Genomic DNA, 25,403 nt, shown 5'->3' on the forward strand with positions numbered 1-25,403 from the left:
CCTCTTTGCACCCGGAAACCCTTACGCCGCAAGGGTTTCCGGGTGCAGACCGTTCTGGAGCGATTTCCAGGGGCGAAAATGATCCAAAGCCAGGGGCGGGGATGCGCTGTCCGCTGGAGACGGGTAAAACAAAACGTTATATTCCTTGAAAAAATTACAAAACGAAATTTTAAAGGCAGTCATCGGCCCCATTGGGGCACGGACACGCGATATAGCCGGAGAGAAGAGCTGGGGTCACTGCTTGGGGGTCAGCATCTGGGTGCCGCCCATGTAGGGCTGGAGGACGGCGGGGATCTTCACAGTGCCGTCCGCCTGGAGGTTATTCTCCAGGAAAGCAATGAGCATCCGGGGCGGGGCGACCACAGTGTTGTTCAGGGTGTGGGGCAGGTAGGTGCCCTTCTCCCCCTTGACCCGCATCTTCAGGCGGCGGGCCTGAGCATCGCCCAGGTTGGAGCAGGAGCAGACCTCAAAATACTTCTGCTGGCGGGGGGACCAGGCCTCGATGTCACAGGACTTTACCTTCAGGTCAGCCAGGTCGCCGGAGCAGCACTCCAGCTGGCGGACCGGAATATCCAGGGAGCGGAACAGCTCTACCGAGTAGCGCCACATCTGCTCGTACCACTTCATGGAGTCCTCCGGCTTGCACACCACCACCATTTCCTGCTTCTCAAACTGGTGGATGCGGTAGACGCCCCGCTCCTCGATGCCGTGGGCCCCCTTCTCCTTGCGGAAGCAGGGGGAGTAGGAGGTAAGGGTCTGGGGCAGAGACTCCTCGGGGATGATCTGGTCGATGAACTTGCCGATCATGGAGTGCTCGCTGGTGCCGATAAGATAGAGGTCCTCGCCCTCGATCTTGTACATCATGGCGTCCATCTCGGTCTGGGACATGACGCCCTCCACCACGTTGCCGTGGATCATGAAGGGGGGAATACAGAAGGTGAAGCCCTTGTTGATCATAAAGTCTCGCGCATAGGCCAGCACCGCTTCATGGAGCCGGGCAATATCCCCCATGAGGTAGTAGAAGCCGTTGCCGGAGACCCGGCCGGCAGAGTCCATGTCGATGCCGTTGAAGGACTCCATGATCTGGGTGTGGTAGGGGATCTCAAAGTCGGGGACCACAGGCTCACCGAAACGCTGGACTTCCACATTGCAGCTGTCGTCAGGGCCGATGGGGACGGAGGGATCAATGATATTGGGGATCTGTAGCATGATGTGACGGATCTGCTGCGCCAGTTCAGTCTCTTTGGCCTCCAGCTCAGCCAGCCGGTCGGCGTTGGCCTTGACCTGGGCCTTGACGGCCTCGGCCTCCTCCAGCTTGGAGGGGTCCTTTTTGGCCTGGCCCATCAGCATACCTACCTGCTTGGACAGGGCGTTCCGGTTGGCTCTCAGCTCATTGGCTTCGCTGACAGCGGCCCGGTTCTCCTCGTCCAATGCCAGTACCTGGTCCACCAGGGGCAGTTTGGCATCCTGAAACTTTTTCTTGATATTTTCCCGCACTGCATCGGGGTTTTCACGAATAAATTTGATATCCAGCATGGGGATCGCACTCCTTTTTTATCTTAACAGAATGGGATGAGCTCCTGTGGGGAAATTGGGCGAAAATAAAAATGTTTCACGTGAAACCTGGCCGGCGGAGATGTCCTGCCATCCGGCCTAAAGCCGGTCAGTACAGGGCGTCCCAGATCTCCTGATACCGGTCAGCAGGGGAGAAGCGGCCGTTATCGGTGTAGCTCTCCTGGGGAAGATAGCTCTTCAGGGGGGCCTCTCCGGAGGAGGTGTCCTCCAGTACCGCGATCAGATCACGGCAGAGGGAGTAGCGGCCCCGCACATAGGCCTCATCGATCTGCCAGAAGTAGTCCATGGCCTCCTTGGTGCGCTCCAGGACCTGTCCCTGCTGCTCCCCGGCGGCGGTCAGGCTGTCGATGGTCCCCAGCAGGGTGTCGATCTGTTCCTGGAGGTCTTGGATCTCATTTTTCAGGGCGCCGTTCTCCTCCAGGGCGCTCTGGGCGGTCTGCATCCCGGAGAGGGAGTCCTTCAGATCAGAGACCGAGGAGGTCAAGTCCCCCAGCGTCTCATTGCTGCGGCGCTGGTCCATGGCGTAGGTCATCAGCAGCAGGGCAAAGGCCGCTGCAAAGAGGATAGTGATGTAGAGCACCACCGACTGCCTGCGCCGCCGCTGCTGGCCAGGGCGCTCCTCCTTGGGAGGACCGCCTGCCTGGGGGGCGTTCTGCGCCGGCTTCTGGGGATCAGCCATGGCCCTGCACCTCCCCGGCGTTCAGCCGCTCCAGAGCCTCCAGCAGAAGCTCCAGATCCTGGCTGTTGTAGTATTCCAACTCGATCCTGCCTTTTTTGCCTCGGTGGGCGATGTGGACCTTCCGGCCCAACCGGCCGGAGAGATTCTTTTCCGCCTCCCCGAGGTAGAGGGCCAGACTGTCCCCCGCCTGCTTAGGCGGGGCCTTCTTTTCCCGCTGGAGGGCCTTGACCAGTGCCTCCGTCTGGCGGACGGAGAGCCCGTCGGCAATGACCTTCTTGGCGGCCTGCCGCTGGAGCTCCGCCGTGGGGGCGCCCAGCAGGGCACGGGCATGGCCGGCGGAGAGCTGTTCCTCCTCCACCAGCTTCAAGAGGTCCTCCGGGAGGGCCAGCAGCCGCAGGGTATTGGTGATGGCAGGCCGGGATTTTCCCATCCGATCCGCCACCTGTTCCTGGGTGAGGCCGTATTCCTCCATCAGCACCTGATAGCCCCGGGCCTCTTCGGCCGGGTTCAGGTCCTCTCGCTGGAGGTTCTCGATCAGGCCCAGCTCCATCACTTTGCGGTCATCCGCCTCGATGATGACTGCCGGCACCTCCGCCAGGCCGGCCAGCTTGGCGGCCCGCCAGCGGCGCTCACCGGCGATGATCTGGTAGTAGCCGGAGGACAGACGGCGCACTGTCAGCGGCTGGATGATGCCGTGGACCCGGATAGACTCTGCCAGATCGGCCAGGGCATCCTGGTCAAAGCGCTTCCGGGGCTGATTCAGGCCGGGCTGTACCTGGGAAATGGGGAGGGAGACGGAGCCCTCTCCCTGCGCTTGCAGGTCCGGGTCGCCCAGCAGGGCGTTCAGCCCCCGGCCCAGGCCCAGCTCTTTGGTTCGCTTTGCCATAGTAGCTCCTTCCTTATAAAAATAACAGTGGAGATCAAAATTCAGCCGTCGGGGCCAGACTTACGGCCCCGGCGAAAAAGCGGGGGAGAACTCAGACAGGGGCCGCCGTGGGGTGCTTGGCTGCGATCTCCTCCGCCAGCAGCCGGTAGGCCTCCGCCCCCCGGGAGTAGGGGTCGTAGGCGGTAACGGGCTTCCCGTGGCTGGGGGCCTCGGATAAGCGCACATTGCGGGGGATGACCGTGGCGTAGACCTGACCGGGAAAGTGACGTTTAACTTCCTCCGCCACTTGAAGAGAGAGATTGGTGCGGCTGTCAAACATGGTGAGCAGCACGCCCTCTAACACTAGCCGGGGATTCAGTGAGCGTTTGACCAAGCGGACGGTAGAGAGCAGATCGCTCAGTCCCTCCAGGGCGTAGTACTCACACTGGACCGGGACCAGCAGGGAGTCGGCGGCGCACAGGGCGTTCACTGTCAGCAGCTCCAGAGAGGGGGGGCAGTCCACAAAGATGAAGTCGTAGCCGGGAGAGAGGACCTCTAGGGCCTTTCGGAGCAGATGCTCCCGGTCCGGCAGGGCGATCATCTCCACGCCCGCTCCGGCCAGCGCCTTGTTGGAGGGAAGCACGTCCCCGTAGTGGGTAGTGACTACGCCGCGGCGGGGATCGGCCCCATTGATGAGCACGTCGTAGACATTTGGGGAGGCGGTGTTCTTGTCCACTCCCATACCGGAGGTGGCGTTGGCTTGTGGGTCGAAGTCGCACAGCAGTACCCGCTTTCCCAGCGCGGCCAGGGCGGCGGTGAGGTTGACGGTGGTAGTGGTCTTGCCCACGCCTCCCTTTTGATTGACGATAGCGATGATCTTGGCCATGGGGTGCCTCCTGAGTCGAAATGGCGGACGGGTGTACAGCAGACTTCCGCAGAGCTTTATTATATCAACCGAGGGAACGCATTTCAACTCTTTTTCCCGTTTTTCCGGCCTGGTAGCGAGAAAAGGCGGCGGACCGCACAGGGGCGGCCCGCCGCAAGGGGAGAGGTGCAGACAGAGGGAGAGAGCCGAGACCGGGCCTGCCTCCAGGAGATCTGGCTTCGGCAGGCGATGGGGAGGAAAGGGGAGATAGGAAAAGAGAATGTTTCACGTGAAACATTTTTACCGAATGGCCTGGGGAATACGGATGGTGAGCAGGATCTCTCCATCCTTATCCTGGCGGTCACAGCGGGCATCCACCCCGGCAGACCGCATTAGGGCCATGCTCCGAGTCAGAGTGTTAAGAAAAAGGCGGACATCCTTCACCACAAAGGTGCGTTTGGTTCTGGTGCGGGGAGGAGGGGAGAGAAGCTGATCTACCAAGGCGTCTGTCTGGGCCACGGTGAGCTGCCGGGACAGGATCTGCTCCAGGGCCTTCTGGCGCAGGCTGGGGTCCTCCAGCCGAAGCAGGGCTCGGGCATGGCGCTCAGTGCAGCCGCCGTCCCGCAGGGCCCGGAGAGTGTCCTCCGGCAGCTTCAGCAGGCGCAGCTTGTTGGCCACGGCGGACTGGCTCTTGCCGATGCGCCGGGCAGCCTCCTCCTGGGAGAGATGGTAGACAGAGATCAACCGGTCCAGGGCCAGGGCCTCCTCCCAGAAGTCCAGGTCCTTGCGCTGCAAGTTCTCTACCAGAGCCAGCAGGGAGGAGCGCTGGTCGTCGATCTGGAGAGAGATGCAGGGGACCTCTTCCAGTCCTGCCAGCTTGGCGGCCCGGAGCCGCCGTTCCCCGGCTACCAGCTCCCAGCCGTCTGCCCGACGGCGCACAGTCAGGGGCTGGAGCAGCCCCAGAGCCTGGATGGAACCAGCCAGCTCCTCCAGTTCCTGGGTGCCAAAGACCCGGCGGGGCTGATTGGGATTGGGTGAGATGGCGTCTACAGGGAGGAACAGCACCCGGGGACTGTCCAGCAATCCCTTCTTTCGCAGCAGCTGCATTCTGGATACCCCCTTTGATCCTTCCGCTGTTATAAAACAGCTTGTCTTGATATCCATATTTTACCATAAAAAAATAAAAAGAAAGTTGGATTCTGTCGCAGTTGTGGAAAATCCAGTGGAAAAGTTGAAAAAAGAAGGGCTTGGCCCGGGAAATTGCAGGGGGAGAAAAAGGAAAGAAAGACCTTGTAAGTTTCCTCCATATCATATATACTGAAAGAGAGCAGTCAGAGAGGGAGCTGTAAACAGATGCGGCCCAAAGTGAGGAAAGGGCTGCATGGACGGAAAGGAGAGCTGTCAATGAACAAGAAGAAACTTCCCCTTGCATTTTGGATCTTCATCGGGCTGGTGGTCGGCATCGCAGTGGGCCTGGCCCTGATGATGGTGCCCAACGGACTGGACATCGCGAAAAACTACATTCTGCCCTGGGGCACGATCTTCCTGAACCTGCTGAAATTCATCGTGGTGCCCATCGTGCTGTTTTCCATCGCCTCCGGTGTCATCTCTATGCAGGACATCGGCCGGGTGGGCTCGGTGGGAGGCAAGACCATCGTGTATTACATGTGCACCACCGCTTTTGCCGTGGTGTTGGCCCTGGTGCTGGCCAGCGCGGCCAAGGGGATGCACATCTTTGCGGCCATGGAGACCTCCGGTCTGGCCTATGAACCCCCGGCGGGCCAGTCGCTGATGCAGACCATCATCGACATCTTCCCCTCCAACCCCATCACGCCGCTGGCCAATGCCTCCATGCTCCAGGTCATCGTCATCTCTCTCCTGGTGGGCTTCGGCATCCTGCTGGCGGGGGAAAAGGGGCTGGTGGCCGCCCAGGTGGTGGACAGCTTCAATGAGGTGTCCATGAAGATCATGGACCTGATCATCAAGCTCTCGCCCATCGGCGTGGCCTGCCTGATCTGCCCGGTGATCGTGGAAAACGGGCCCAAGATCCTGGCTCAGCTGGTGGCGGTGCTGGCGGTGGCCTATGTGGGCTATATCGTCCACGCCGTGGTGGTGTACTCCAGCACGGTGAAGGCCCTGGGCGGCGTATCCCCCATCGCCTTCTTTAAGGGGATGGCCCCTGCCATGATGATGGCCTTCTCCTCCGCATCCTCGGTGGGCACCCTGCCCTTCACCCTGGAGTGCTCCGAGCGGCTGGGGGCCCGGAAGGAGGTCGCCTCCTTCGTGCTGCCCCTGGGCGCCACCATCAACATGGACGGAACTGCCATCTACCAGGGGGTGTGCGCCGTTTTCATCGCATCCTGCTATGGGATCGACCTGACCATCGGCCAGATGGCCACCATCGTGCTCACCGCCACCTTGGCTTCTATCGGCACTGCGGGCGTCCCCGGCGCCGGCATGGTGATGCTGGCCATGGTGCTCCAGAGCGTAAATATCCCGGTGGAGGGCATCGCGCTGGTGGCCGGCATCGACCGGATCTTTGACATGGGCCGCACCACCATCAACATCACGGGCGATGCGGCCTGCGCAGTGGTGGTCTCCAAGATGGAGGACCGCAAGGTGGCCCGCACCAAGAGTGTTTTGGGCTGATCAAAGAACAGAGAGCGGGCCCCGGACCAAATGGTCCGGGGCCCGCTGCTTTGTTTGAAGGGCCGGTATGCATGGAGGCCATAGGTCTATGAAAAAAGCAAAATAGTCCAACGTGGGGACATCTGCTAAAATAGGGGGCAGAAGAAACTTAAAATTGGGCAGAGTGCTCAATATAGAGGAAAGGGTGAAGAGACCGATGCGGATGCAGGGAGAGGAATTCAACATCCAGGCCAACGGTGTGGAAATCCACGGGGTCAGGATGGGGCAGGGGGAGCCGCTCCTCCTCCTCCACGGGCACCCGGAGACCTGTCTGATGTGGCACAAGGTGGCGCCCCAGCTGGCGGAGCGCTTCACAGTGGTGGCCACCGACCTGCGGGGCTACGGGGACAGCGGAAAGCCGGAGGGGCTGCCTGACCACAGCAACTACTCCAAGCGGACTATGGCGGAGGACCAAATCGAGGTGATGCGGGCCCTGGGCTTTGAACGCTTCCACGTCATGGGGCATGATCGGGGGGCCCGGGTGGCCTACCGCATGGCGCTGGACCATCCGGAGGCGGTAAATAAACTGGTGCTGCTGGATATCGTGTCCACCTATGACATGTACAGCCTCTCCACCCGGGAGTTTGCCAAGGCGCTGTTCCAGTGGTATTTCTTTACCCAGGAGGCCCCGCTGCCGGAGGACATGATCCTGTCCAGCCGGAAGCAGTTTTTCCGCTATTCCCTGCACATTGCCCGGTATCACTCGGAGAACGACACCTCAGCCGAGGCATTTCCCCAGGACGTCTACGACGAGTATCTGAGGCACTACAACGTGGAAACCATCCACGCCATCTGTGAGGAGTACCGGGCGGGGGAGACGGTGGATCTGGCGCTGGACGAGGAGGATTTGCGGGCCGGGCGGAAGATCCGGGCCGAGACCCTGGTGCTGTGGGGGGCAAACGGACTGGTGGAGCGGTTCTTCCGCCCCCTGGAGTGCTGGGCCAAATTTGGAGACCACATTCAGGGACACAACCTGCCCTGCGGCCATTTTATCCCTGAGGAGGCCCCTCTCCCCATGCTGGAGGCGGTGGAAAACTTCCTTTGACAACAGACGCAAGAGAAAGACAGCGCCCCGCCGTGGAGAGAGTCCGCGGCGGGGCGCTGTCTGGTTAAAAGAAAACATGAAAATGTCACATGAATACATGAGAAAGTCGTATTGGAAGTTAAAATTGTTTAATATTACAATTTGAGTTAACTTCAAAAGAAAAAAGTGGTCAAAAGAAACAAATTTTCTTTTGGGAAAATTTTGCACAAAATTTTCAGACCTGCTGAGGCCTGAACGTGCAGTGGAAGGGAGCGGATGAGAGAGGCACAGTTGAAGCAGAGGAAAACGGTGAAAGGAGAAATGTAAAAAATGAAGCGATTGTCAAAGCGGATCATTTCTTCCGTGCTGACCGGCACCATGCTGTTGTCGCTGCTGGGTGGTAGCGCGCTGGCGGTGGAGCCGGAGGGGGGCCCGGAAGAGGAAGTAAGATCTGGGCAGCCGGTCATGAGCGACGTGGTGAGCATCCAGGCTTACACAGAGGAGACCGAGACCGGAAATGAACTGAAGCAGATCGAGATCGTCTATGAAGAGGGGACAGATCTCAGCGGACTGAATGGGGAGAGCTACCTGTTGGAAGGGCGCGGTCCCCAGGACGAGGAATTTACAGAGATCCAGATCCAGGAAGTGACAGTCGACGAGGAGAGCGCTCTCCTCGTGGTTGGTGGCTTCACCACCAACCACGATATCTCTGAGGGCACAGAGGAAGGGATGGACCTCCGCCTGCGCCATACTTGGGAGGAAGAGGATTCCGCCCTGTTGATGAGCAGGGGGGAACCCTGGATGGAGATGAAAAAGGAGCAGCCGACCTCTGAGGACGAGCAGCCTGAGGACGAAGAAGAGCCATCTGGACCGCCTCAAGACGGGGAAGAACTTATCCAAGACGGAGAGAAGCTGACTCAAGAGGGCAGTCAGCCGCCGGTAAGCAATGGTCTGGAGCCGCTGGCACAGCCTGAAGAGATGGAGATTGTCAGTGTGCAGGCCTTGACCATGCCAGGGCATTTTGGGCAGAAGCTGAAGGCCGTTATAGTGGAGTATCCCTGGACTGTGGATTCAAAGAATCTGAATGAAGATGCCTTTGTGGTCCGCGTAGTCAGTAACAATCTGACAGAAGAAACAGCTGATGCCAAAATTGCACGGGTTTATACCAATAATGAACCGGAATTGCTGACTTCCGGCAGCGTTGAGGGCGAGTACGTCGTCATTGAGCTCGATGATTTTGATAAGGTCGGCTTAGTAGCTGATTTGTACTACTATGAGGATACAAACGGAGACACAGAAAGCATCTCCGTCCGTAAGGACCTGATGAACTGCTACGATGTGCGCTTGGTTCAGCAGGAGGACATCCTGGCAGCTGAGGAAGAGGCTGTAGTCCCTGGTGATGCTGACAACGAGATCAAAATCGAGCAGGATAAGATTGATCATGAGGTATTAGACGAATTCAAATATGTTCATTTGGATGATGCTGAGGCAAATGCGTATTTGAAGGAATTCACTTTCAAGAACAATCATTTCAAGTACTCGATTAGTAGTAACACTGACAAGAATGACCATCAAAACCTCATGGAAGATGATCTCCTTGGAGATTTGAATGAGGCCACACTAGCTGGTTTGGGTGTAAATATTTGGTACCAGCTCCCAGACAACTATGATGAGGACAAAGAGTACCCTCTGGTTCTGTTTGCCCATGGTACTGGCGAATGTCTTACTACAGTTGAGACTGAGGAAGGTGAAAAACTGACCAATGCTGGAGTCCATTTCAACATCAGCATGATGGACGGTGTGTGGGCAACCACGGAGGACATGGGATATGACGACGTGATCCTGGTTGCACCTCAGTATTACACCGGGAACTCGCCCCGGGAAGATGGTTATGAGCGTGACGATGCGTTCCGCGTTGCGTTGTGCTACGCACTAAGTGAATTTGCAGTGGACAGAGACCGCGTCTATGTATCCGGAACATCCCAAGGGGCTGGGCGCACCACCGCTCTGCTTCGAGACTGTGCCGATTATATTACAGCCGTAGTGATCCAAAACGGTGGATACAGCTCCAAGCTCTCCAAAGAGGAAAATGCCGTGGAGATGCATGAGGAGATTTTCCAGTTTGCAGCGGATAATAATGTAGCTCTCTGGTTCTTCCAGGGTGTCAATGATTTTATTTCTCCGCCCCTGACTGCGGAAGTGATGTATGAGGCATTTGTAAACGATTATAAAGCAGCAGGGAAAGATACTGAGTGGCTGGAAGATAATGTCCGTTTTACCTATCTGAATGATAAGCTCTATACGGATATGAACGAGAGCAGCTTCCACTCCACTATGAAGCCTACCTATCTGTGGTATGCCTACTATAATGATGAGGCGTACAACGAGAATTACAGTGACGACGACAGCAGCTTGGGTAAGTACTTTGATACCAAGTATGGCGACAACGATCCGGGCGGCTATGACGGAATGGTGGACTGGCTCCTGTCAAAAAATAAGTCGGAACTGAATGAAGGAACAAGCTCTTCCGTCAGCGAGCCCACCCCCATTGAAGACACTGAGAAAGCGGACGCCAGCATCGGCTCCTATCAGCGGATCAATGGATACTTTACCTACCAGATCAGCGTAAACGACAGCGCCCGCGGGGCGGACAGCCGGGAGATCGAGGTCTACATCCCTGAGGGAGCCCGTCAGCGGGAGTACTGGATCAGCATGGCGCTTCCCTCCGGCGTGGACAGCACGGAATTCCTGGAGAAGTCCGGCTGGTTTGACATCGCGGACGAGACGCTGGCCTGCCTGCTGATCATGAAGCCCGAGAACGGGACCTGGGGCAGTGCGGAAGACGAGCTGGCCTATGTGGACGCGGCTATGGGCACCCTGGTCAGCAGCGGGACCTATTACTCCGCCTTCACCTACCACTATCTGGTGGGCTACGGAGACGGTGCCCCCGCCCTGCAGCTGTGGGCCGCCCAGAACCCCCTGAAGATGATCAGCCAGGTCTATGTGGATGCTCAGGCGGACGAGGCGTACAACACCCTGCTGAACGCGGCCGGTGAGACCCAGGTGGGAAAGACGCCCCAGCCCAACCATATGGATTTCGAGGGGTACACCGACAAGGACGGTAATCAAATTACCCAGAAACGGACCTTTGAGGCCCAGAACTACAACGATATCCCCATCCCCACCTGGTTCGTAGGCAATACCAGCGAATCCCTGATCGCCTATTGGAAGGATGTCAATGACTGCCTGCCGACCGCAGACCCCGACAGCGATTACGGCCAGGTCTACTGGCAGGACAAGGCAAACTCTAATGCCATCGCTACCTCCTTCAGCGATGTAAAGACCCAGGTGGCGGTGCAGAGTGAGCCTGTCTCCGACATGGCCGACCCCGCGCTGACGGAGAACATCAATTCCTTCCTGACCTACTACAGCGGCTATGACAACAACTCGGTGTACGGCCACTTCATCACCCAGCGCCTGCCCTACACCAACCAGGACACCGACAATGTGCTCTACCGGGACCACATGTGGGAGGGCACCAACCGGACCTACATCATCTATATCCCCGACAGCGTGAAGTCCAGCGGTTCTCCCGCGCCCCTGGTGGTGACCACCCACGGCGCCGGTCAGACCGCCATGGTATTCCTGGAGGCCACCGACATCAAGGAGGCCGCCGACAAGTACGGATTTATCGCGGTCACCTACGACCTGACCGGCAACGCCGACTATATGCTGGACCTGCTGGAGCTGGTCAAGGACGACTGTAAAAAGGCGGGCGTGACGGTGGATGAGGACCGGATCTATGGCTACGGTCAGTCCGCCGGCGGCGGAGCCACCGCCAACACTCTGGCCCAGGACCCCAGAACTGTGGAGCTGTTTGCCGCATTCGGCATTACCTCCGGCGTTCGGACTACGGCCCAGGAGAACGGCTCACAGCTGGTGGTGCCCTTCTACGCCATTTACGGCGAGTACGACTACTGGCCCATGAAGCTGGGCGCATTGGAGGCTGGGGAGTGGACCGGTTCTCAGGGAGCCAAACAGTGCACCTGGACGACCGACACCCAGACCTATTGGGCGCAGAGGCTGCTGGGCAAGACCCTGGACGAGCTGGTAGCTACGCCCAAAGTGGAGAGCGGCATCACAGAGGAACAGATCGGCTCCCAGCAGGCCCCCATCAGCCTGATCGTCAATCCAACTGAGGCGGCAAACCGCTATAAAAACTACATCTGGTCCAGGGACTTCGGCGGCGGCGAGGTGCCCATCTTTGTATGGAGCCAGTGCTACGGCCGGGGCCACAACCTGGTCCCCAGTGACCTGAACGAGCTGTGGGAAAACTGGTTCAGCAAGTGGGAGAGAGGCGCAGATGACCAGACCCTCCTGTACTATAAGGATGGTGTTGGTCATGGAACACCCGTTAAGGTGGATCAGACCAGTACAGGTGCAGCCTCTGACTTTGACAGCATCACCAACCTGGAGAAAGACTGGTCCCAGGCGGCTCAGCTGCCCCTGACCGGCTGGTACACCAAGAACATCGACGTGGACGGCGATGGCGACATTGCCAATGACGCCCGCACCGTAAAGGTGTACATCGCCCCTGAGGCATCCATCCGCTCCTACTTCACTGTGGTGGCTGTGCCGGAGGGTGTCGATACCTATGACTTCCTGAAGGAACAGGGCTGGATCGACTTGGCCAACGAGAAGGGCGAGGGCCTGTTCGTGCTGGAGCCCGGCGCGGGGGGCTGGGGCTCTGCCCAGGATGAGAGCGCCTATGTGGAGGCCGCTATCGCCTTCCTGAAGAGCGGCAACAACATCCATAAGCAGAACGTGTTCTCCACCTTCGGTGAGTTCTACCTGGCAGGCTACGGCAAGGGCGCCGCGGCGCTGGAGCTGTGGGCGGCCGCCAACCCCATCTTTGTCATCAGCCAGGCCTATGTGGACGGGACCAGTGCCGGTGTGGATGCCCTCACCGCCGTGGCCAGCACTCCTTATGACGGAAAGAGCTCCAACGGCGATATTACCGATGTGCTGGATGAGACCCTGGAGCAGGTAGGCATCGGCGGACAGATCGCCCCCAAGGATGTGCCCGTTCCCACCTATCTGGCGGGTTACACAGGGAGCGAGAACTATTGGCAGTCCGCCAACGACTGCGCGACCACGGGGACCGGTGCCGGTGTGTACTGGCAGGATATTGCTTCCAAGGCCTATGCCACCGAATACGCCAACGGCCAGCTGAAGGAGGAAGGCGCGGGGCACGGCATCTCCAAGGTAGAGATCGCGGGCACAGGTGCAGACGCGCAGGCGATCTATGAGTGGCTGTCCGACTATACCCGCTATGACAACACCTTCCCCTATTCCAACGCCATTGCCCAGCGTCTGGACTACACCTCCGCCCGGGTAGCTGCCCAGCAGGATGCCAAGGACGGCCAGGTGAAATCCACTCTGTCCGACGGCACCCAGATCTGGGGCCAGGAGGATGTAAAGATCGCCGGTCACGGCACCGTTCAGGCAGGCGTGATCGCGTTCAGTGACAACAACGGCGACGGGAAATGGGACCCCCGGGAGTATATCCTGTATATCCCTGAGGGCTTTGAGGGCAAGGAACTGCCTATCCTGATGCTCTATCCCGGCAACAGCCAGACTGACTCCATCTTCATGGACTCCACCCTGTGGTGGCAGCTCGCGGAGAAAGAGGGCATTGCTCTGGCCTTTGTGTGCGAGACATACAGTTCCAGTCCCAGCAGCGTGTCCCACGCCGACTCCGACAAGTTCTATCAGTCTCTTGTCACCTTGATGGAGGAGAAGATCGACGGCAGCTATGCCGACCTGGACTTCAACCGGATCTATGGTTCCGGCCAGTCTGCCGGTTCCTCTGCGACCCAGGGCTTTGCGATGACGAATCCTGAGTTCTTTGCGGCAGTTGGCTCTACATCTTCTGTACCTGCGCCAGGGGAAAATGCTGTTAACAAACTTATTCCAAGTATGATGATATCTGGACAGATGGATAATAACGACTTGGCCCTTGGTTTCGATTCCACTCGTATCTTGGCTTGGGCTGAGTATATGATGAACGCAAACGGAATAACCGCTGATTTCAACGCTGAAAGTGCAGTTGTGACTCAAGCCGATACTCGTCATAAGGTGTACTCTTGGACTAAGGAAATTGAAAATATTGATGTTCCCTTGCTTCAGTGGTCTCAGTGCCTGCTGCGTCCCCACAACTGCTATCCCAGTGATATGCCCGTCCTGTGGGACTTCATGGAGCACTTCAGCTTTGTGAAGGGCAGCGATGGCTCTCTCACCCGGTATTACAGCCCCTCCGCCTTTGAGAAAAATGACGCGGTGAAGATCGACTATATCCCCGGCGCAGTGACCCCGGATGACGATGACGATGATGACGACAGCAGTTCCTCCAGCTCCAGCAGATACACCGTTTCTGTCGGCGCCGGCAGCGGAAAGGGGACCGTGTCCGTCAGTCCCCAAAATGCATCCGAGGGCACCAGAGTGACCATCACCGTGACTCCCGCCTCCGGCTATGAGGTGGACGACGTCACCGTGACCGACCGGGACGGAGACGATGTACGTGTCACCAAACAGAGCGATACCCGCTATACCTTTACCATGCCTGACTCCAAGGTAGAGGTGGAGGTCAGCTTTGTGAAGACAGGGGAGACGGTACAGGAGCCTGATACCATGACCTTCTCCGATGTCAAGGCCGGAGACTGGTTCTATGATGCGGTTCTCTATGCCTATGAGAACGGACTGATGTCCGGCACTGGCGCCGCTGCCTTCAGCCCCAACCAGACCCTGACCAGAGCCATGGTGGCGCAGGTCCTGTACAGCATGGAGGGAGCTCCGGCTGGTGGAACATCCACCTTTACCGATGTGGCTGCGGGCACCTGGTATGCCAGTGCGGTCAACTGGGCCGCTGCCAACGGTGTGGTCAGCGGCTACGGAGACGGGACCTTTGGCCCCAACGACAACGTTACCCGGGAACAAGTGGCGATGATCCTGTACAGCTTTGCCAAGTCCAAGGGATACGATGTGTCCGAGAAGGCCAGCCTGTCTTCCTTTGCCGACATGTCCAGTGTCAGCACCTATGCACAGGAGGCTATGAGCTGGGCTGCCGGCGCCGGATTGATCTCCGGCATGGGCAACAACACGATCGTGCCCCAGGGCAGTGCCACACGGGCTCAGTTTGCAGTTATACTGATGCAGTTCTGCGAGGAGATCGCAAAATAACAGAAAATAGCATACTTATTGTAATTGAAAGGCTATTAAAGTACAAAGAGGATTATTGAAATAGCAGCACGGCGGCCGGCGTCAGGCATCTCTGGATGAGATGTGTTGACTGCCGGCCGCCGTGCTTTAAAATAAAATTGTTTGCAAATGCAAAAATGCCTTGACAAATATTTTCTGCAAATGTAGAATATAGACACAGAATATTCTGCATTTGCAAAAAAGGAGGGAACCAGATGGGGGAGAACCGTCATCTGCCGGAGTCGGAGCTGGACATTATGCTGGTGGTATGGGGGACGGGGGGCCCAGTGTCCGCCCCAGCCATTCTGGAGGGGCTGGAGCGCCCGCTCACGGCCAGTGCCCTGCACAGTTATCTGAAGCGGCTGGAGGAGAAGGGCTTTCTATCCTGCAAAAAAACTGGTAAGGTAAATACCTATACAGCAATGGTGGCCCGGGAGGACTATCAACGCAGCGAGGGAGAGAGCTTTCTGAAAAAGCTCTACGGCAGTTCCATCTCCCGGTTCGCGGCGGCGCTCTACGACGGAAAGAGGGTGGAACCGGCGGAGCTGGAGGAGCTCCAGGCACTGCTGGACCGCCTGAGCGGGGGAGAGGAGACATGACGGCGCTGGTGGAGCGGGTGGTCTGGGTCTCCCTCGCCACCTCCCTGCTCCTGCTCCCGCTGCTGGGGCTGAGCGGCGCCATCCGCAGGCGCTACCGGGCAGGGAGCTGTTACCTGCTGTGGCTGGTGCTGGCCCTGCGCCTGCTGATCCCCCTGCCCGTCCCGGTCCCGGTGGGGACCGCTTTGTCCCAGGTGGTCCCTGCGCCGGCGGCGGAGGAAACACTCGTCCCCCTTCCGGGGATCTCGGGTCCCGCGTCCGTCCGGGGACCGCAGGCAGGCGGAGCGGGAGGCGCCGCCGAACTGACCGAGGCGCTCTCCTGGCTCTGGGCGGCGGGGGCGGTCCTCTTCCTCGGCGTGGAGGGCGGGGGCTACCTGCGGGCCCGAAGAAAGATCCTAGAGGGCAGCCAGGCGCGGGCGGGAGACCAGGCGGCGCTGGAGGCCCTGGGTGGGACGGTGCCGGTGCTGCGAGCCGGGGTGGACACCCCCATGACCCTGGGCCTGCTGCGCCCGGTGATCGTGCTGCCGCCGGAGGTGCCGGAGGCGGACCTGCCCCTGATCCTGCGCCATGAGCTCTGCCATATCCGGCGGAGGGACCTGTGGTACAAGGGACTCATGCTGCTGGCAAACGCGGTCCACTGGTTCAACCCCCTGGTGTGGCGGATGGCCGGACAGGCGGGCCGGGATCTGGAATTGTACTGTGACGAGGCGGTGGTGGAGGGACAGGACAACGGCTTCCGCCGCCGCTATGGACAGGTGCTCCTGCAGGCATCGTCAGGGGGCGTGACCGCGGCCCTGACTACCCGGCTGGGGGGCACGGAGATGAAAGGAAGGATCATGAACCTGTTTTTACAAAAAAAGAAGGGGACCGCTCTGGTGGCGGCTGTGGTGTGCGCCGCACTGCTCTGCGGCGGCGCGGTGGCCTGGGGGCCCTCTTCCGCCGCCGGGGCCCAGGACCTTCCCCAGGAGGCGGCGGCGCGGCTCCAGCAGGTGACGGAGAGCGTGACCCTCAACGAAGAAGGGAGCCAGGTGCGCTTCACTCTGCCCGAGCTGGAGGAGGGAGAGGACTGGAGGGTGCAGATCTCCGGCCGCTACGTGGCGGCGGACCAGGTCTCCATGAGCGTCCACCTGGACACGCCGGGCGTCTGGGAACCGGGGCGCTCCTATGAGATCCCAATAAAGCCCAGGCTGAGGCAGGCGGAGGGAGAGGGATATTACACCCAGCTGACCCTCCACATATCTCTGGTCCGAGGGGAGGACAGTTGGGACGGGGAGGCGGACCTGCTGGCCCTGGCGTCACAGCCCCAGAGCGCCGGGAGCGGCTGGCTCTGGCCGGTGGAGGGGTATCATACCCTGTCCGCCCTGTTCGGCGGCCGGGTCCACCCTGTGACCGGACAGAGGACAGACCATACCGGCATCGACATCCCGGCTCCGGAGGGGACGCCGGTGCTGGCCGCCGCCTCCGGCACGGTGGAAGCGGCGGGCTGGGACGGGGAGGGCGGACTGGGTGACCGGGTGATCCTGGCCCACGGGGGCGGCTGGACCACCACCTACGGCCAGCTCTCCCAAATCACGGCAGTGACGGGGGAGACGGTGGAGCAGGGGGAGGTCATCGGCTATGTGGGCGCCACCGGGAGGGCCACCGGCCCCCACCTGCACCTGGAGCTGGCGGAGAACGGCGTCCCCACGGACCCGGCGGCCGCCTATCCGGGCCTGGAGCTGTCTGTGACCGGCAGGTGACAGGGGGCTCCTCATTCCCCAAAAGGCGCAAAAAACCCCCGGCGGCGGGAAGCTCCCGCCGCCGGGGGTCCTCTTATGCCATCTCGTGGCTGGTGAGCAGGGACTGCTTGATGTCCCACAGCTTCTGGGACAGGTCCACGTAGTAATTGTGAGGGTTCTCAAAGCGCTTGACCTCATCCCACAGGGCGTCCACCTGCCGCTGGCAGTAGGCCCGGCTGGTCTGGAGCTCCGGCACCTGATAGACCAGCTCGCCTCCCCGGAAGATAGGGACCAGCAGCTCCCGGGCCTCGATGTTGGTGTACACCTTCCGCTTCCAGGTGGCGGCCGGGTCAAAGAGCTCCAGGGGATGGGTGAAGTCGATCTCCTCGTCGTGGACGCAGATCAGGTCGGCCTCCGCCTTGCCGGTGTCCCGGGAGAAGATGCGGTACACCTTCTTGAAATGGGGGGTGGTGATCTTGGCGGGGTTTTCGCTGATCTTGATCTTGGGGAGGATGTGCCCCTGGTCATCCTCGATGGCGGACAGCTTATACACGCCGCCGAAGACGGGCTCGGAGCGGGAGGTGATGAGCCGCTCGCCCACCCCGAAGGAATCGATGCGGGCTCCCTGGCGGATCAGATCCCGGATGATGTACTCGTCCAGGGCGTTGGAGGCCACGATCTTGCAGCCGGTGAGGCCGGCCTCGTCCAGCATCTCCCGTGCTTTCCGGGACAGATAGGTCAGGTCGCCGGAGTCCAGCCGAATGCCGCACTTGGTGACGCCCAGGGGCTCCAGCACCTCCTTGAAGGCACGGATGGCGTTGGGCACGCCGGAGCGCAGTACATTGTAGGTGTCCACCAGCAGGGTGGCATTGTTGGGGTAGAGCTGGCAGTAGGTCTTGAAGGCGGTGTACTCGTCGGGAAACATCTGCACCCAGGAGTGGGCCATGGTGCCGGTGGCGGGGGAGCCGTAGTGCTGGTCGGCCATGGTGCAGGCGGTGGCGGAGCAGCCAGCGATGTAGGAGGCCCGGGCGCCCAGGATGGCTCCCTCCGCCCCCTGGGCCCGGCGGGAGCCGAACTCGGCCACCGGACGGCCCTCCGCCGCCCGGACGATGCGGTTGGACTTGGTAGCGATGAGGCTCTGGTGGTTCAGGCACAGCAGCACGAAGGTCTCGATGAACTGGGCCTGGATGGCCGGGGCCCGCACGGTGAGGATGGGCTCCCCGGGGAAGATGGGGGTGCCCTCCGGCACGGCCCAGATGTCGCCGGTGAAACGGAACTGGCGCAGATAGTCCAGGAAGGGCTCGGCAAAGCAGCCCTTGGAGCGGAGGTAGGCGATGTCCTCCTCGTCAAAGCGCAGCTTCTGGATATACTCGATGACCTGGGCCAGCCCCGCCGCTATAGCAAAGCCTCCCTGGTCCGGGACCGAGCGGAAGAACACGTCAAAGTAGCAGATGCGCTCGCCCAGTCCGGTCTGGAAGTAGCCGTTGCCCATAGTGAGCTCATAGAAGTCGCACAGCATGGTCAGATTTGTCTTTTCTTTCATCCCTGGGGATGCCTCCTCTTCGGGGAGGGGATGCTCCGCTCCCGCCCCCGCGGGTGTCAACACCCGTGTGTATTTTCATTATTATACCTGGAAAAGAGGGAAAAGGCAAGGGAAAAGGGCGCGGGGCCCGGCTTCAGCGGGGGGATATCTCTCCAAACCTCCCCCGGAAGGTGGTGCGGCAGATGCCATGTCGGACAGGGAGGCTCTTCCTGATACTGGAATAAGGAGTTTCCCCCGCGGGCATACTGAACGGGAACCAGTTCAGAAAAGGAGGTAATCTCATGCCAAACAAAGCAGAGACCTTCGCCCGCAGTGAGACCCACATCAACCTGATGCGGGCCTTCGCGGGGGAGAGCCAGGCCCGGAACCGCTATACCATCGCCGCCGGTATGGCCAGAGAGAAAAACCTGTACGTGGTCCAGCAGGTCTTTCTGTTCACCGCAGACCAGGAGCTGACCCACGCCAAGCAGTTTTACCGGCAGCTGGCGGACCTGTCCGGCCAGACCATCCGGGCGGACGGTACCTATCCGGTGGACCTGTATCCCGACCTGCTCTCCCACCTGCGGGCGGCCCAGCACAATGAGTTCCAGGAGTGGGAGCACGACTACGCCCACTTCGCCAAGACAGCCAGCGAGGAGGGCTTTCCCCTGGTGGCTAAGCTGTTCGACTCCATTGCAGGCATCGAGCGCATCCACGGCGAGCGGTTCGGCCGCTTCGCCGATCTGCTGGAGCGGGAGGAGCTGTTCGTCTCCTCCGTGACCTGTCAGTGGATGTGTCTGAACTGCGGCTATGTGGTGGAGTCCACCATGGCCCCTGCCAGCTGCCCCGTGTGCCACCACCCTCAGGGCTATTTCGTGCGCATGGAGATGGTGCCCTTCCACTAAAACGGCAGGGTGGACATGACAAGAAGAGGAGCTCCGCGGTCCCAACAGACCGCGGAGCTCCTTTTTGAAGGCGGAGGACCGGGAAAGCGGGAGATTTAATCGATTCTTTATTTCCTTTCAGGGAAATTTATGATATACTGTCCCGGCATGGGGCGTTGTCCCCAAAAAACAGAAAAAGGTGGGAGACCCCTTGGAATTGAATTTTGACGCCCTGGTGGTGGGTGCGGGCTATGCCGGCGCGGTGTGTGCCCGGGAGCTGGCTGAGCGGGGCGGAAAGCGGGTCCTGGTGCTGGAGCGCCGGGACCACATCGGCGGCAACGCCTATGACCGGCTGGATGAGGCGGGCGTGCTGATCCACCAGTACGGCCCCCATATTTTCCACACCAATGACGAGGCGGTATTCCGCTATCTGTGCCGCTTCACCCGGTGGCGGGACTACCAGCACCGGGTGGTGGCCGACCTGCCGGCCCCGGACGGCGGCCGGATGCAGATGCCGGTACCTTTCAACCTGACCTCCCTGCGGAAGGCTTTTGGGCCCGAGGAGGGGAAGCGTCTGGGGGAGAAGCTGATCGCCGCCTACGGCGCAGAGAAGAAGGTCACCATCCTGGAGCTGCGCCAGAATCAGGACCCGGAGCTGGCCAAGGTGGCCGACTACGTCTATGAGCACGTGTTCGTCCACTACACCATGAAGCAGTGGGGCCAGACCCCGGATCAGATCGACCCCAACACTACTGCCCGGGTGCCTGTCTTCCTGTCGGAGGACGACCGCTATTTCCAGGACGAGTATCAGGGCATGCCCCTGAAGGGCTACACCCCCCTCTTTGAGGCCATGCTGGACCACCCCAACATTACTGTCCGGCTGGGGGAGGACGCCATCCCCCGCCTGGGACTGGACGGGGACGTGCTGACGGTGGACGGCGTCCCGTTCCAGGGGCCGGTGGTCTACACCGGCGCGGCGGATGAGCTGTTCGGCCGCCGCTTCGGCCCCCTGCCCTACCGCACCCTGGACTTCCGGTTCGAGACCCTGGACCAGACCTGGTTCCAGAGCCGGGGCACAGTGAACTACACTGTGGACCAGCCCTACACCCGCATCACCGAATTCAAGCACATGACGGGCCAGGAGCTGGAGGGCAGGACCACTATCGTGAAGGAGTTCTCCCGGGCCTACACCGGCGCGCCGGAGGAGACGCCCTATTACGCCATCATCAATGGGGAGAACAACGCACTGTATGCCCGATACCGGGCGCTGGCAGAGCGGTTCCCCAACCTGCACCTGCTGGGCCGCCTGGCGGAATATAAATACTACAACATGGACGCCATCGTGGCCCGGGCGCTGGAGCTGGCCGGACAGCTGATCTGACCCTGCGGCCCGGACCGCGCCCAAAACCTGACAGACAGGAGAAAGAAGTATGGATAAGCTGATCACCTTTGCCGTCCCCTGCTACAACTCGGCGGCCTATATGGACCACTGTGTGGAGACGCTGCTCCAGGGGGGCGACGACATCGAGATCATTCTGGTGGACGACGGCTCCACCAAAGACGACACCCCCGCCATCTGCGACCGCTATGCCCAGCAGTACCCCGATATCGTCCGGGCCATCCACCAGGAGAACGGCGGCCACGGCGAGGGAGTCAATCAGGGTATCCGGAACGCCCGGGGCGTCTACTACAAGGTGGTGGACTCCGATGACTGGGTGGACGTGCCCGCTCTGAAGAAGGCCCTGGACAAGCTGCGTCAGTTCGTGCGGGACGGCAAGCTGGTGGATATGCTGGTGTGCAACTACGTCTATGAGCATGTGGAGGACAACACCCAGCGGGTGATGCACTACCGCAATGTGTTTCCCCGCAACCGGGTATTCGGCTGGGAGCAGATCGGGCGCTTCCGCCCCTCCCAGTATCTGCTGATGCATTCGGTGATCTACCGCACCCAGCTGCTGCGGGACTGCGGGCTGGAGCTGCCCAAGCACACCTTCTATGTGGACAACATCTTCGTGTATCAGCCCCTGCCCTCGGTGCGGAACATCTACTATCTGGATGTGGACCTGTACCGCTACTTCATCGGCCGGGCGGACCAGTCCGTCAACGAGACGGTGATGGTGGGCCGGGTGGACCAGCAGCTGCGGGTCACCTATCAGATGATCGACTCCCACGACCTGCGGGTCCTCACTGCAGAGCAGCCCAAGCTGGGGCGGTACATGTTCAATTATCTGGCCATGATGATGGCCATCTCCTCCATCTTCCTCACCATCGCCGACACCCCCGAGTGCCTGGGGAAGAAGACCCAGCTGTGGGAATATCTGCGGACGGTGGACACCGGGATCTATCACAAGATGAAGTACCGGGCCGTCTCCGCCTTTACCAATTTCCCGGGTTATCAGGGCCGGCGGCTGTCGGTGGGCCTCTACCGGCTGGCTCGGAAGATCTATAAGTTCAACTGAACGCCCAGTTTGACAGCGGGCCGCCCTTTTGGCGGCCCGCTGTGTATTTTGGACCCCGCCGGCAAGTTTTCCCCCTCCATCGACACGCATGAGATTGACACCCGCCCCTGGGGCGGGGATGATAAAGGAAAGAAAGCAAGAGGGGGAGATCTGAGATGCCCACCAAACGCCTGGCCTGCCTGCTGACCTGCCTGCTCCCGGTCCTGACGCCTTCTTTTATTCACCTCTCGGTGTGGATANCCCGCCCCTGGGGCGGGTATGATAAAGGAAAGAAAGCAAGAGGGGGAGATCTGAGATGCCCACCAAACGCCTGGCCTGCCTGCTGACCTGCCTGCTCCTGGTCCTGACGCTGCCCGCCTGCGGCGGGAAGGGGGCTGCCAGCGAGCCCGAGGGCCCCAACGAGCCCGCGGTGTCGGTCCTGGCGCCCCAGCCGGAGCCCGAACCGGAGCCCGTCCTGCCCTACACCAACCCCCTCACCGGCGAGGGCTGCGAGGTGGATGTGGGCGCCCGGCGGCCCATCGCTGTCATGCTCAATAACCTGAAGAAGGCACTGCCCCAGGTGGGGGTATCCCAGGCGGATGTGATCTATGAGATCCTGGCGGAGGGGGGCATCACCCGAATGATGGCCGTGTTCCAGGATGTGGCGGGGGCGGGAGAGATCGGAACGGTCCGCTCCGCCCGGGACTACTATGCCTCCCTGGCCTATGGACACGATGCGGTCTACCTCCACGCCGGGGGCAGCCCCCAGGCATATGAGTTCATCAAGAGCCGGGGCGTCACTGCCCTGGACTGCGTCAACGGCCCCTATGAGGGCACCCTGTTCTGGCGGGACCAGGAGCGCCGGCGGAGCGCCGGCCTGGAGCACTCAGTGCTCACCTCCAGCGAGACCATCCAGGAGCTGCTGCCCACCTACCAGCGGGTGCGTCTGGACCACGAGGGGGGGTTCCAGGTGGGCTGGACCTTCCAGGAGGGGCCGGAGGCCGGAGGAGAGGCGGCGGAGATCCTCACCGTCCCCTTCTCCACCTATAAGACCGGCGTGTTTGAATACGACCCGGACAGCGGGCTGTATCTGGTGGAGGAGTACGGCGAGCCCTATGTGGACGGGAACACCGGAGAGCAGGTGGCGGTGAAAAACGTGCTGGTGCTCTATACCGATGTGTCCCAGCTCTCAGGGGACAGCGCGGGCCGGCTGAAGGTGCGCACTACCGGCAGCGGCGGCGGACTGCTGGTGCGGGACGGCCTGGCCTGGCCCATCACTTGGGAGCGGGAGGGAGAGAGCGACCGGCTCTCCTTCTATCGGGAGGACGGCCAGCCAGCGGCTCTGGGCGTGGGCCACAGCTACATCAACATCGTCAAGACCGGCACGGAGGTGACTTGGGCGGCAAAAAGCCCGGAGGAGGCCGGATGAGCAAAGATTTTACTTGAAAAAATGCGGATGGGAATGCTATACTGAGAGATAGATACAGGTCACCGCCCGGAGCGGACGGGGACCCATACAGGCAGAAGGGGGAGCCCCCTGAGCATATGCCGGGAGAGGATGTGGGAACGCATGGAAGGCCGAAGTCGCCATCGGGATCGGGACGACCGCTGTCACGAACGGGGGGCGGCGCAGAACAGGGGCCTGCTGCGGTCCCGCCGCGCCGCCGGTATCTGAACAGATCGGGGGATGGGAAGCCCCCGCCCCTTTCGTGTGCGGCCACAGGGTCGAAGTGCATCTGAAAGACGGCAGGAGCCGAAAGCGGGGCTCCGCCCAGCCTGCCGTTTTCCAGATGTCCGTCGCCCTTGTGGCCTTTTTGCGTCCCGAATTGTTCCAAGCGATGAACAAAAGGGGGAAATAACGCATGCACGAAAACTATGACCTGGACCTGCTGCTGGAGCTGGTGGAACAGCGGAAGTTCCGCAGCCTGAAGGAGCTGCTGTCCCAGATGAACGAGGTGGACATCGCCGAGTTCCTGGACGAGCTGGACGTGGAGCAGGAGATCCTGGTCTTCCGCCTGCTGCCCAAGGACACGGCGGCGGAGGTGTTCACCTACCTGGAGAACACCGAGGACCAGGAGAAGCTGATCGGGGCCCTCAGCGACAGGGAGCTGCGGGAGGTGCTGGACGAGCTGTACCTGGATGACACGGTGGACATCATCGAGGACATGCCTGCCAACGTGGTCTCCAGGATCCTGCGCAACACCGACGCCTCCACCCGCAGCCAGATCAACCAGCTGCTGAACTATCCCAAGGACTCCGCCGGCTCCATCATGACCACGGAGTTCGTCTTTCTCCATCCAGACGCCACGGTGGAGGAGTCCTTTGCCCGCATCCGCAGCGTGGGCATTGACAAGGAGACCATCTACACCTGCTATGTCACCCAGAACCGGGTGCTGCTGGGGGTGGTCACGGTGCGGCGGATGCTGCTGTCCTCCTATGAGACCTGCATCCGGGACATCATGGAGACTAACGTCCTCTCGGTCAACACCCATGAGGACAAGGAGGACGTGGCCCAGCTGCTGAACAAGTACGACCTGTCCGCCATCCCGGTGGTGGACGGCGACAACCGGCTGGTGGGTATCGTCACCTTTGACGACGCCATGGACGTCATTGAGGAGGAGACCACCGAGGACTTCGAGAAGATGGCGGCCATCCTGCCCTCAGATAAGCCCTACCTGAAGACCGGCGTGCTGGAGACCTGGCGCTCCCGCATCCCCTGGCTGATGCTGCTGATGCTCTCCGCCACCTTCACCGGCATCATCATCACCAGCTTTGAGAGCGCCCTGGCGGCCTGTGTGGTGCTCACCTCCTTCATCCCCATGCTCTCGGGCACCGGCGGGAACTCCGGCTCCCAGTCGTCGGTGGCGGTGATCCGCGCCCTGTCCCTGGATGAGATCGACTTCTCCGACCTGGTGGCCGTGGTGTGGAAAGAGATCCGTGTGGCGGTGCTGTGCGGCGTGTGCCTGGCTGCCGCCAACTTCGTCAAGATGATGGTGGTAGACCGGTGGCTGATGCACAACCCGGAGGTCACCCCCCTGGTGGCCCTGGTGGTCTGCCTGACCCTGGTCTTTACCGTGCTGTGCGCCAAGGTGGTGGGCTGCACTCTGCCCATGGCGGCGGAGAAGCTGGGCATCGACCCGGCGGTGATGGCCTCCCCCTTCATCACCACCATTGTGGACGCACTCTCCCTGCTGATCTATTTCTTCTTCGCCACCTGGATCCTGCCCCTGTAAGTGCGCTCCCTGCCGGCCTTCTGACCGGCGGGGATTTTTATATCTGGAAAGGGGAACTG

General features: G+C 60.6%; 16 protein-coding genes. 10 read left to right on the forward strand and 6 right to left on the reverse strand.

All coding sequences use genetic code 11. The features are described 5' to 3' along the window. Positions 1-234 precede the first annotated feature (234 nt). The 5 genes from serS to BN1969_RS03810 form a co-directional block, all read right to left on the reverse strand. Positions 235-1,536: a serine--tRNA ligase gene (gene serS, locus BN1969_RS03790; RefSeq protein WP_050623083.1), complete on the reverse strand. Its 1,302-nt coding sequence runs from the start codon at positions 1,534-1,536 to the stop codon at positions 235-237. Positions 1,537-1,663: 127 nt separating this feature from the next. Then, positions 1,664-2,254, reverse strand: coding sequence for a hypothetical protein (locus tag BN1969_RS03795; protein WP_050623084.1), 591 nt, complete (start codon positions 2,252-2,254; stop codon positions 1,664-1,666). Next, a complete protein-coding gene (locus BN1969_RS03800; RefSeq protein WP_050623085.1) occupies positions 2,247-3,140 on the reverse strand; it encodes a ParB/RepB/Spo0J family partition protein in 894 nt (297 codons plus the stop codon). Before BN1969_RS03800 ends, BN1969_RS03795 begins: the two co-directional genes overlap by 8 nt. A gap of 91 nt (positions 3,141-3,231) precedes the next feature. Next, positions 3,232-4,005, reverse strand: coding sequence for a ParA family protein (locus tag BN1969_RS03805; RefSeq protein ID WP_050623086.1), 774 nt, complete (start codon positions 4,003-4,005; stop codon positions 3,232-3,234). A gap of 279 nt (positions 4,006-4,284) precedes the next feature. Then, positions 4,285-5,091, reverse strand: coding sequence for a ParB/RepB/Spo0J family partition protein (locus BN1969_RS03810; RefSeq protein ID WP_050623087.1), 807 nt, complete (start codon positions 5,089-5,091; stop codon positions 4,285-4,287). 297 nt (positions 5,092-5,388) lie between these two features. On the opposite strand from BN1969_RS03810, the gene BN1969_RS03815 reads away from it, so the two are divergent. The 5 genes from BN1969_RS03815 to BN1969_RS03835 all read left to right on the forward strand — a co-directional run bounded on the left by BN1969_RS03815 (position 5,389) and on the right by BN1969_RS03835 (position 17,288). After that, complete coding sequence (locus tag BN1969_RS03815; RefSeq protein WP_050623088.1) at positions 5,389-6,633, forward strand: dicarboxylate/amino acid:cation symporter; 1,245 nt, start codon at positions 5,389-5,391, stop codon at positions 6,631-6,633. 184 nt (positions 6,634-6,817) lie between these two features. Beyond that, a complete protein-coding gene (locus tag BN1969_RS03820) occupies positions 6,818-7,717 on the forward strand; it encodes an alpha/beta fold hydrolase (RefSeq protein WP_202973706.1) in 900 nt (299 codons plus the stop codon). 309 nt (positions 7,718-8,026) lie between these two features. Continuing rightward, entirely contained in the window at positions 8,027-14,935 is a 6,909-nt protein-coding gene (locus BN1969_RS18190; protein WP_050623090.1) for an S-layer homology domain-containing protein, read from the forward strand. A gap of 233 nt (positions 14,936-15,168) precedes the next feature. Next, a complete protein-coding gene (locus BN1969_RS03830) occupies positions 15,169-15,552 on the forward strand; it encodes a BlaI/MecI/CopY family transcriptional regulator (RefSeq protein WP_050623091.1) in 384 nt (127 codons plus the stop codon). Further along, positions 15,549-17,288 (forward strand): M23/M56 family metallopeptidase, encoded by a 1,740-nt coding sequence (locus tag BN1969_RS03835; RefSeq protein WP_050623092.1) that lies wholly within the window; start codon positions 15,549-15,551, stop codon positions 17,286-17,288. Before BN1969_RS03830 ends, BN1969_RS03835 begins: the two co-directional genes overlap by 4 nt. Positions 17,289-17,361: 73 nt before the next feature. On the opposite strand, the gene BN1969_RS03840 is transcribed toward BN1969_RS03835, so the two are convergent. After that, complete coding sequence (locus BN1969_RS03840) at positions 17,362-18,810, reverse strand: nicotinate phosphoribosyltransferase (RefSeq protein ID WP_050623093.1); 1,449 nt, start codon at positions 18,808-18,810, stop codon at positions 17,362-17,364. Positions 18,811-19,091: 281 nt separating this feature from the next. Here BN1969_RS03840 and BN1969_RS03845 point away from each other — a divergent pair, with 281 nt between their 5' ends. From BN1969_RS03845 to mgtE, 5 genes are all read left to right on the forward strand, one after another. Next, on the forward strand, positions 19,092-19,694 hold the full coding sequence (locus BN1969_RS03845; protein ID WP_050623094.1) for a rubrerythrin family protein: 603 nt from the start codon (positions 19,092-19,094) through the stop codon (positions 19,692-19,694). A gap of 190 nt (positions 19,695-19,884) precedes the next feature. After that, positions 19,885-21,054, forward strand: a complete 1,170-nt coding sequence (gene glf / locus BN1969_RS03850) for a UDP-galactopyranose mutase (protein ID WP_077138688.1) — start codon at positions 19,885-19,887, stop codon at positions 21,052-21,054. Positions 21,055-21,103: 49 nt separating this feature from the next. Further along, positions 21,104-22,132, forward strand: coding sequence for a glycosyltransferase family 2 protein (locus BN1969_RS03855; protein ID WP_050623096.1), 1,029 nt, complete (start codon positions 21,104-21,106; stop codon positions 22,130-22,132). 295 nt (positions 22,133-22,427) lie between these two features. Next, the gene (locus BN1969_RS03860; RefSeq protein ID WP_050623097.1) at positions 22,428-23,540 is read left to right on the forward strand and encodes a DUF3048 domain-containing protein; all 1,113 of its coding nucleotides are present in this window, start codon (positions 22,428-22,430) and stop codon (positions 23,538-23,540) included. Between the two features lie 433 nt (positions 23,541-23,973). Beyond that, positions 23,974-25,344, forward strand: coding sequence for a magnesium transporter (gene mgtE, locus BN1969_RS03865; protein WP_050623098.1), 1,371 nt, complete (start codon positions 23,974-23,976; stop codon positions 25,342-25,344). The last annotated feature ends 59 nt before the right edge of the window (positions 25,345-25,403 follow it).

It is taken from the genome of Clostridium phoceensis (assembly GCF_001244495.1).
In the GTDB taxonomy this organism is placed as follows: Bacteria; Bacillota; Clostridia; order Oscillospirales; family Oscillospiraceae; genus Lawsonibacter; species Lawsonibacter asaccharolyticus.

What these genes read in the sequence shown, in the direction of transcription:
- serS (WP_050623083.1), bottom strand. Translation starts at nt 1,536, where the DNA reads ATGCTGGATATCAAATTTATTCGTGAAAACCCCGATGCAGTGCGGGAA.
- BN1969_RS03795 (WP_050623084.1), bottom strand. Translation starts at nt 2,254, where the DNA reads ATGGCTGATCCCCAGAAGCCGGCGCAGAACGCCCCCCAGGCAGGCGGT.
- BN1969_RS03800 (WP_050623085.1), bottom strand. Translation starts at nt 3,140, where the DNA reads ATGGCAAAGCGAACCAAAGAGCTGGGCCTGGGCCGGGGGCTGAACGCC.
- BN1969_RS03805 (WP_050623086.1), bottom strand. Translation starts at nt 4,005, where the DNA reads ATGGCCAAGATCATCGCTATCGTCAATCAAAAGGGAGGCGTGGGCAAG.
- BN1969_RS03810 (WP_050623087.1), bottom strand. Translation starts at nt 5,091, where the DNA reads ATGCAGCTGCTGCGAAAGAAGGGATTGCTGGACAGTCCCCGGGTGCTG.
- BN1969_RS03815 (WP_050623088.1), top strand. Translation starts at nt 5,389, where the DNA reads ATGAACAAGAAGAAACTTCCCCTTGCATTTTGGATCTTCATCGGGCTG.
- BN1969_RS18190 (WP_050623090.1), top strand. Translation starts at nt 8,027, where the DNA reads ATGAAGCGATTGTCAAAGCGGATCATTTCTTCCGTGCTGACCGGCACC.
- BN1969_RS03830 (WP_050623091.1), top strand. Translation starts at nt 15,169, where the DNA reads ATGGGGGAGAACCGTCATCTGCCGGAGTCGGAGCTGGACATTATGCTG.
- BN1969_RS03835 (WP_050623092.1), top strand. Translation starts at nt 15,549, where the DNA reads ATGACGGCGCTGGTGGAGCGGGTGGTCTGGGTCTCCCTCGCCACCTCC.
- BN1969_RS03840 (WP_050623093.1), bottom strand. Translation starts at nt 18,810, where the DNA reads ATGAAAGAAAAGACAAATCTGACCATGCTGTGCGACTTCTATGAGCTC.
- BN1969_RS03845 (WP_050623094.1), top strand. Translation starts at nt 19,092, where the DNA reads ATGCCAAACAAAGCAGAGACCTTCGCCCGCAGTGAGACCCACATCAAC.
- BN1969_RS03855 (WP_050623096.1), top strand. Translation starts at nt 21,104, where the DNA reads ATGGATAAGCTGATCACCTTTGCCGTCCCCTGCTACAACTCGGCGGCC.
- BN1969_RS03860 (WP_050623097.1), top strand. Translation starts at nt 22,428, where the DNA reads ATGCCCACCAAACGCCTGGCCTGCCTGCTGACCTGCCTGCTCCTGGTC.
- mgtE (WP_050623098.1), top strand. Translation starts at nt 23,974, where the DNA reads ATGCACGAAAACTATGACCTGGACCTGCTGCTGGAGCTGGTGGAACAG.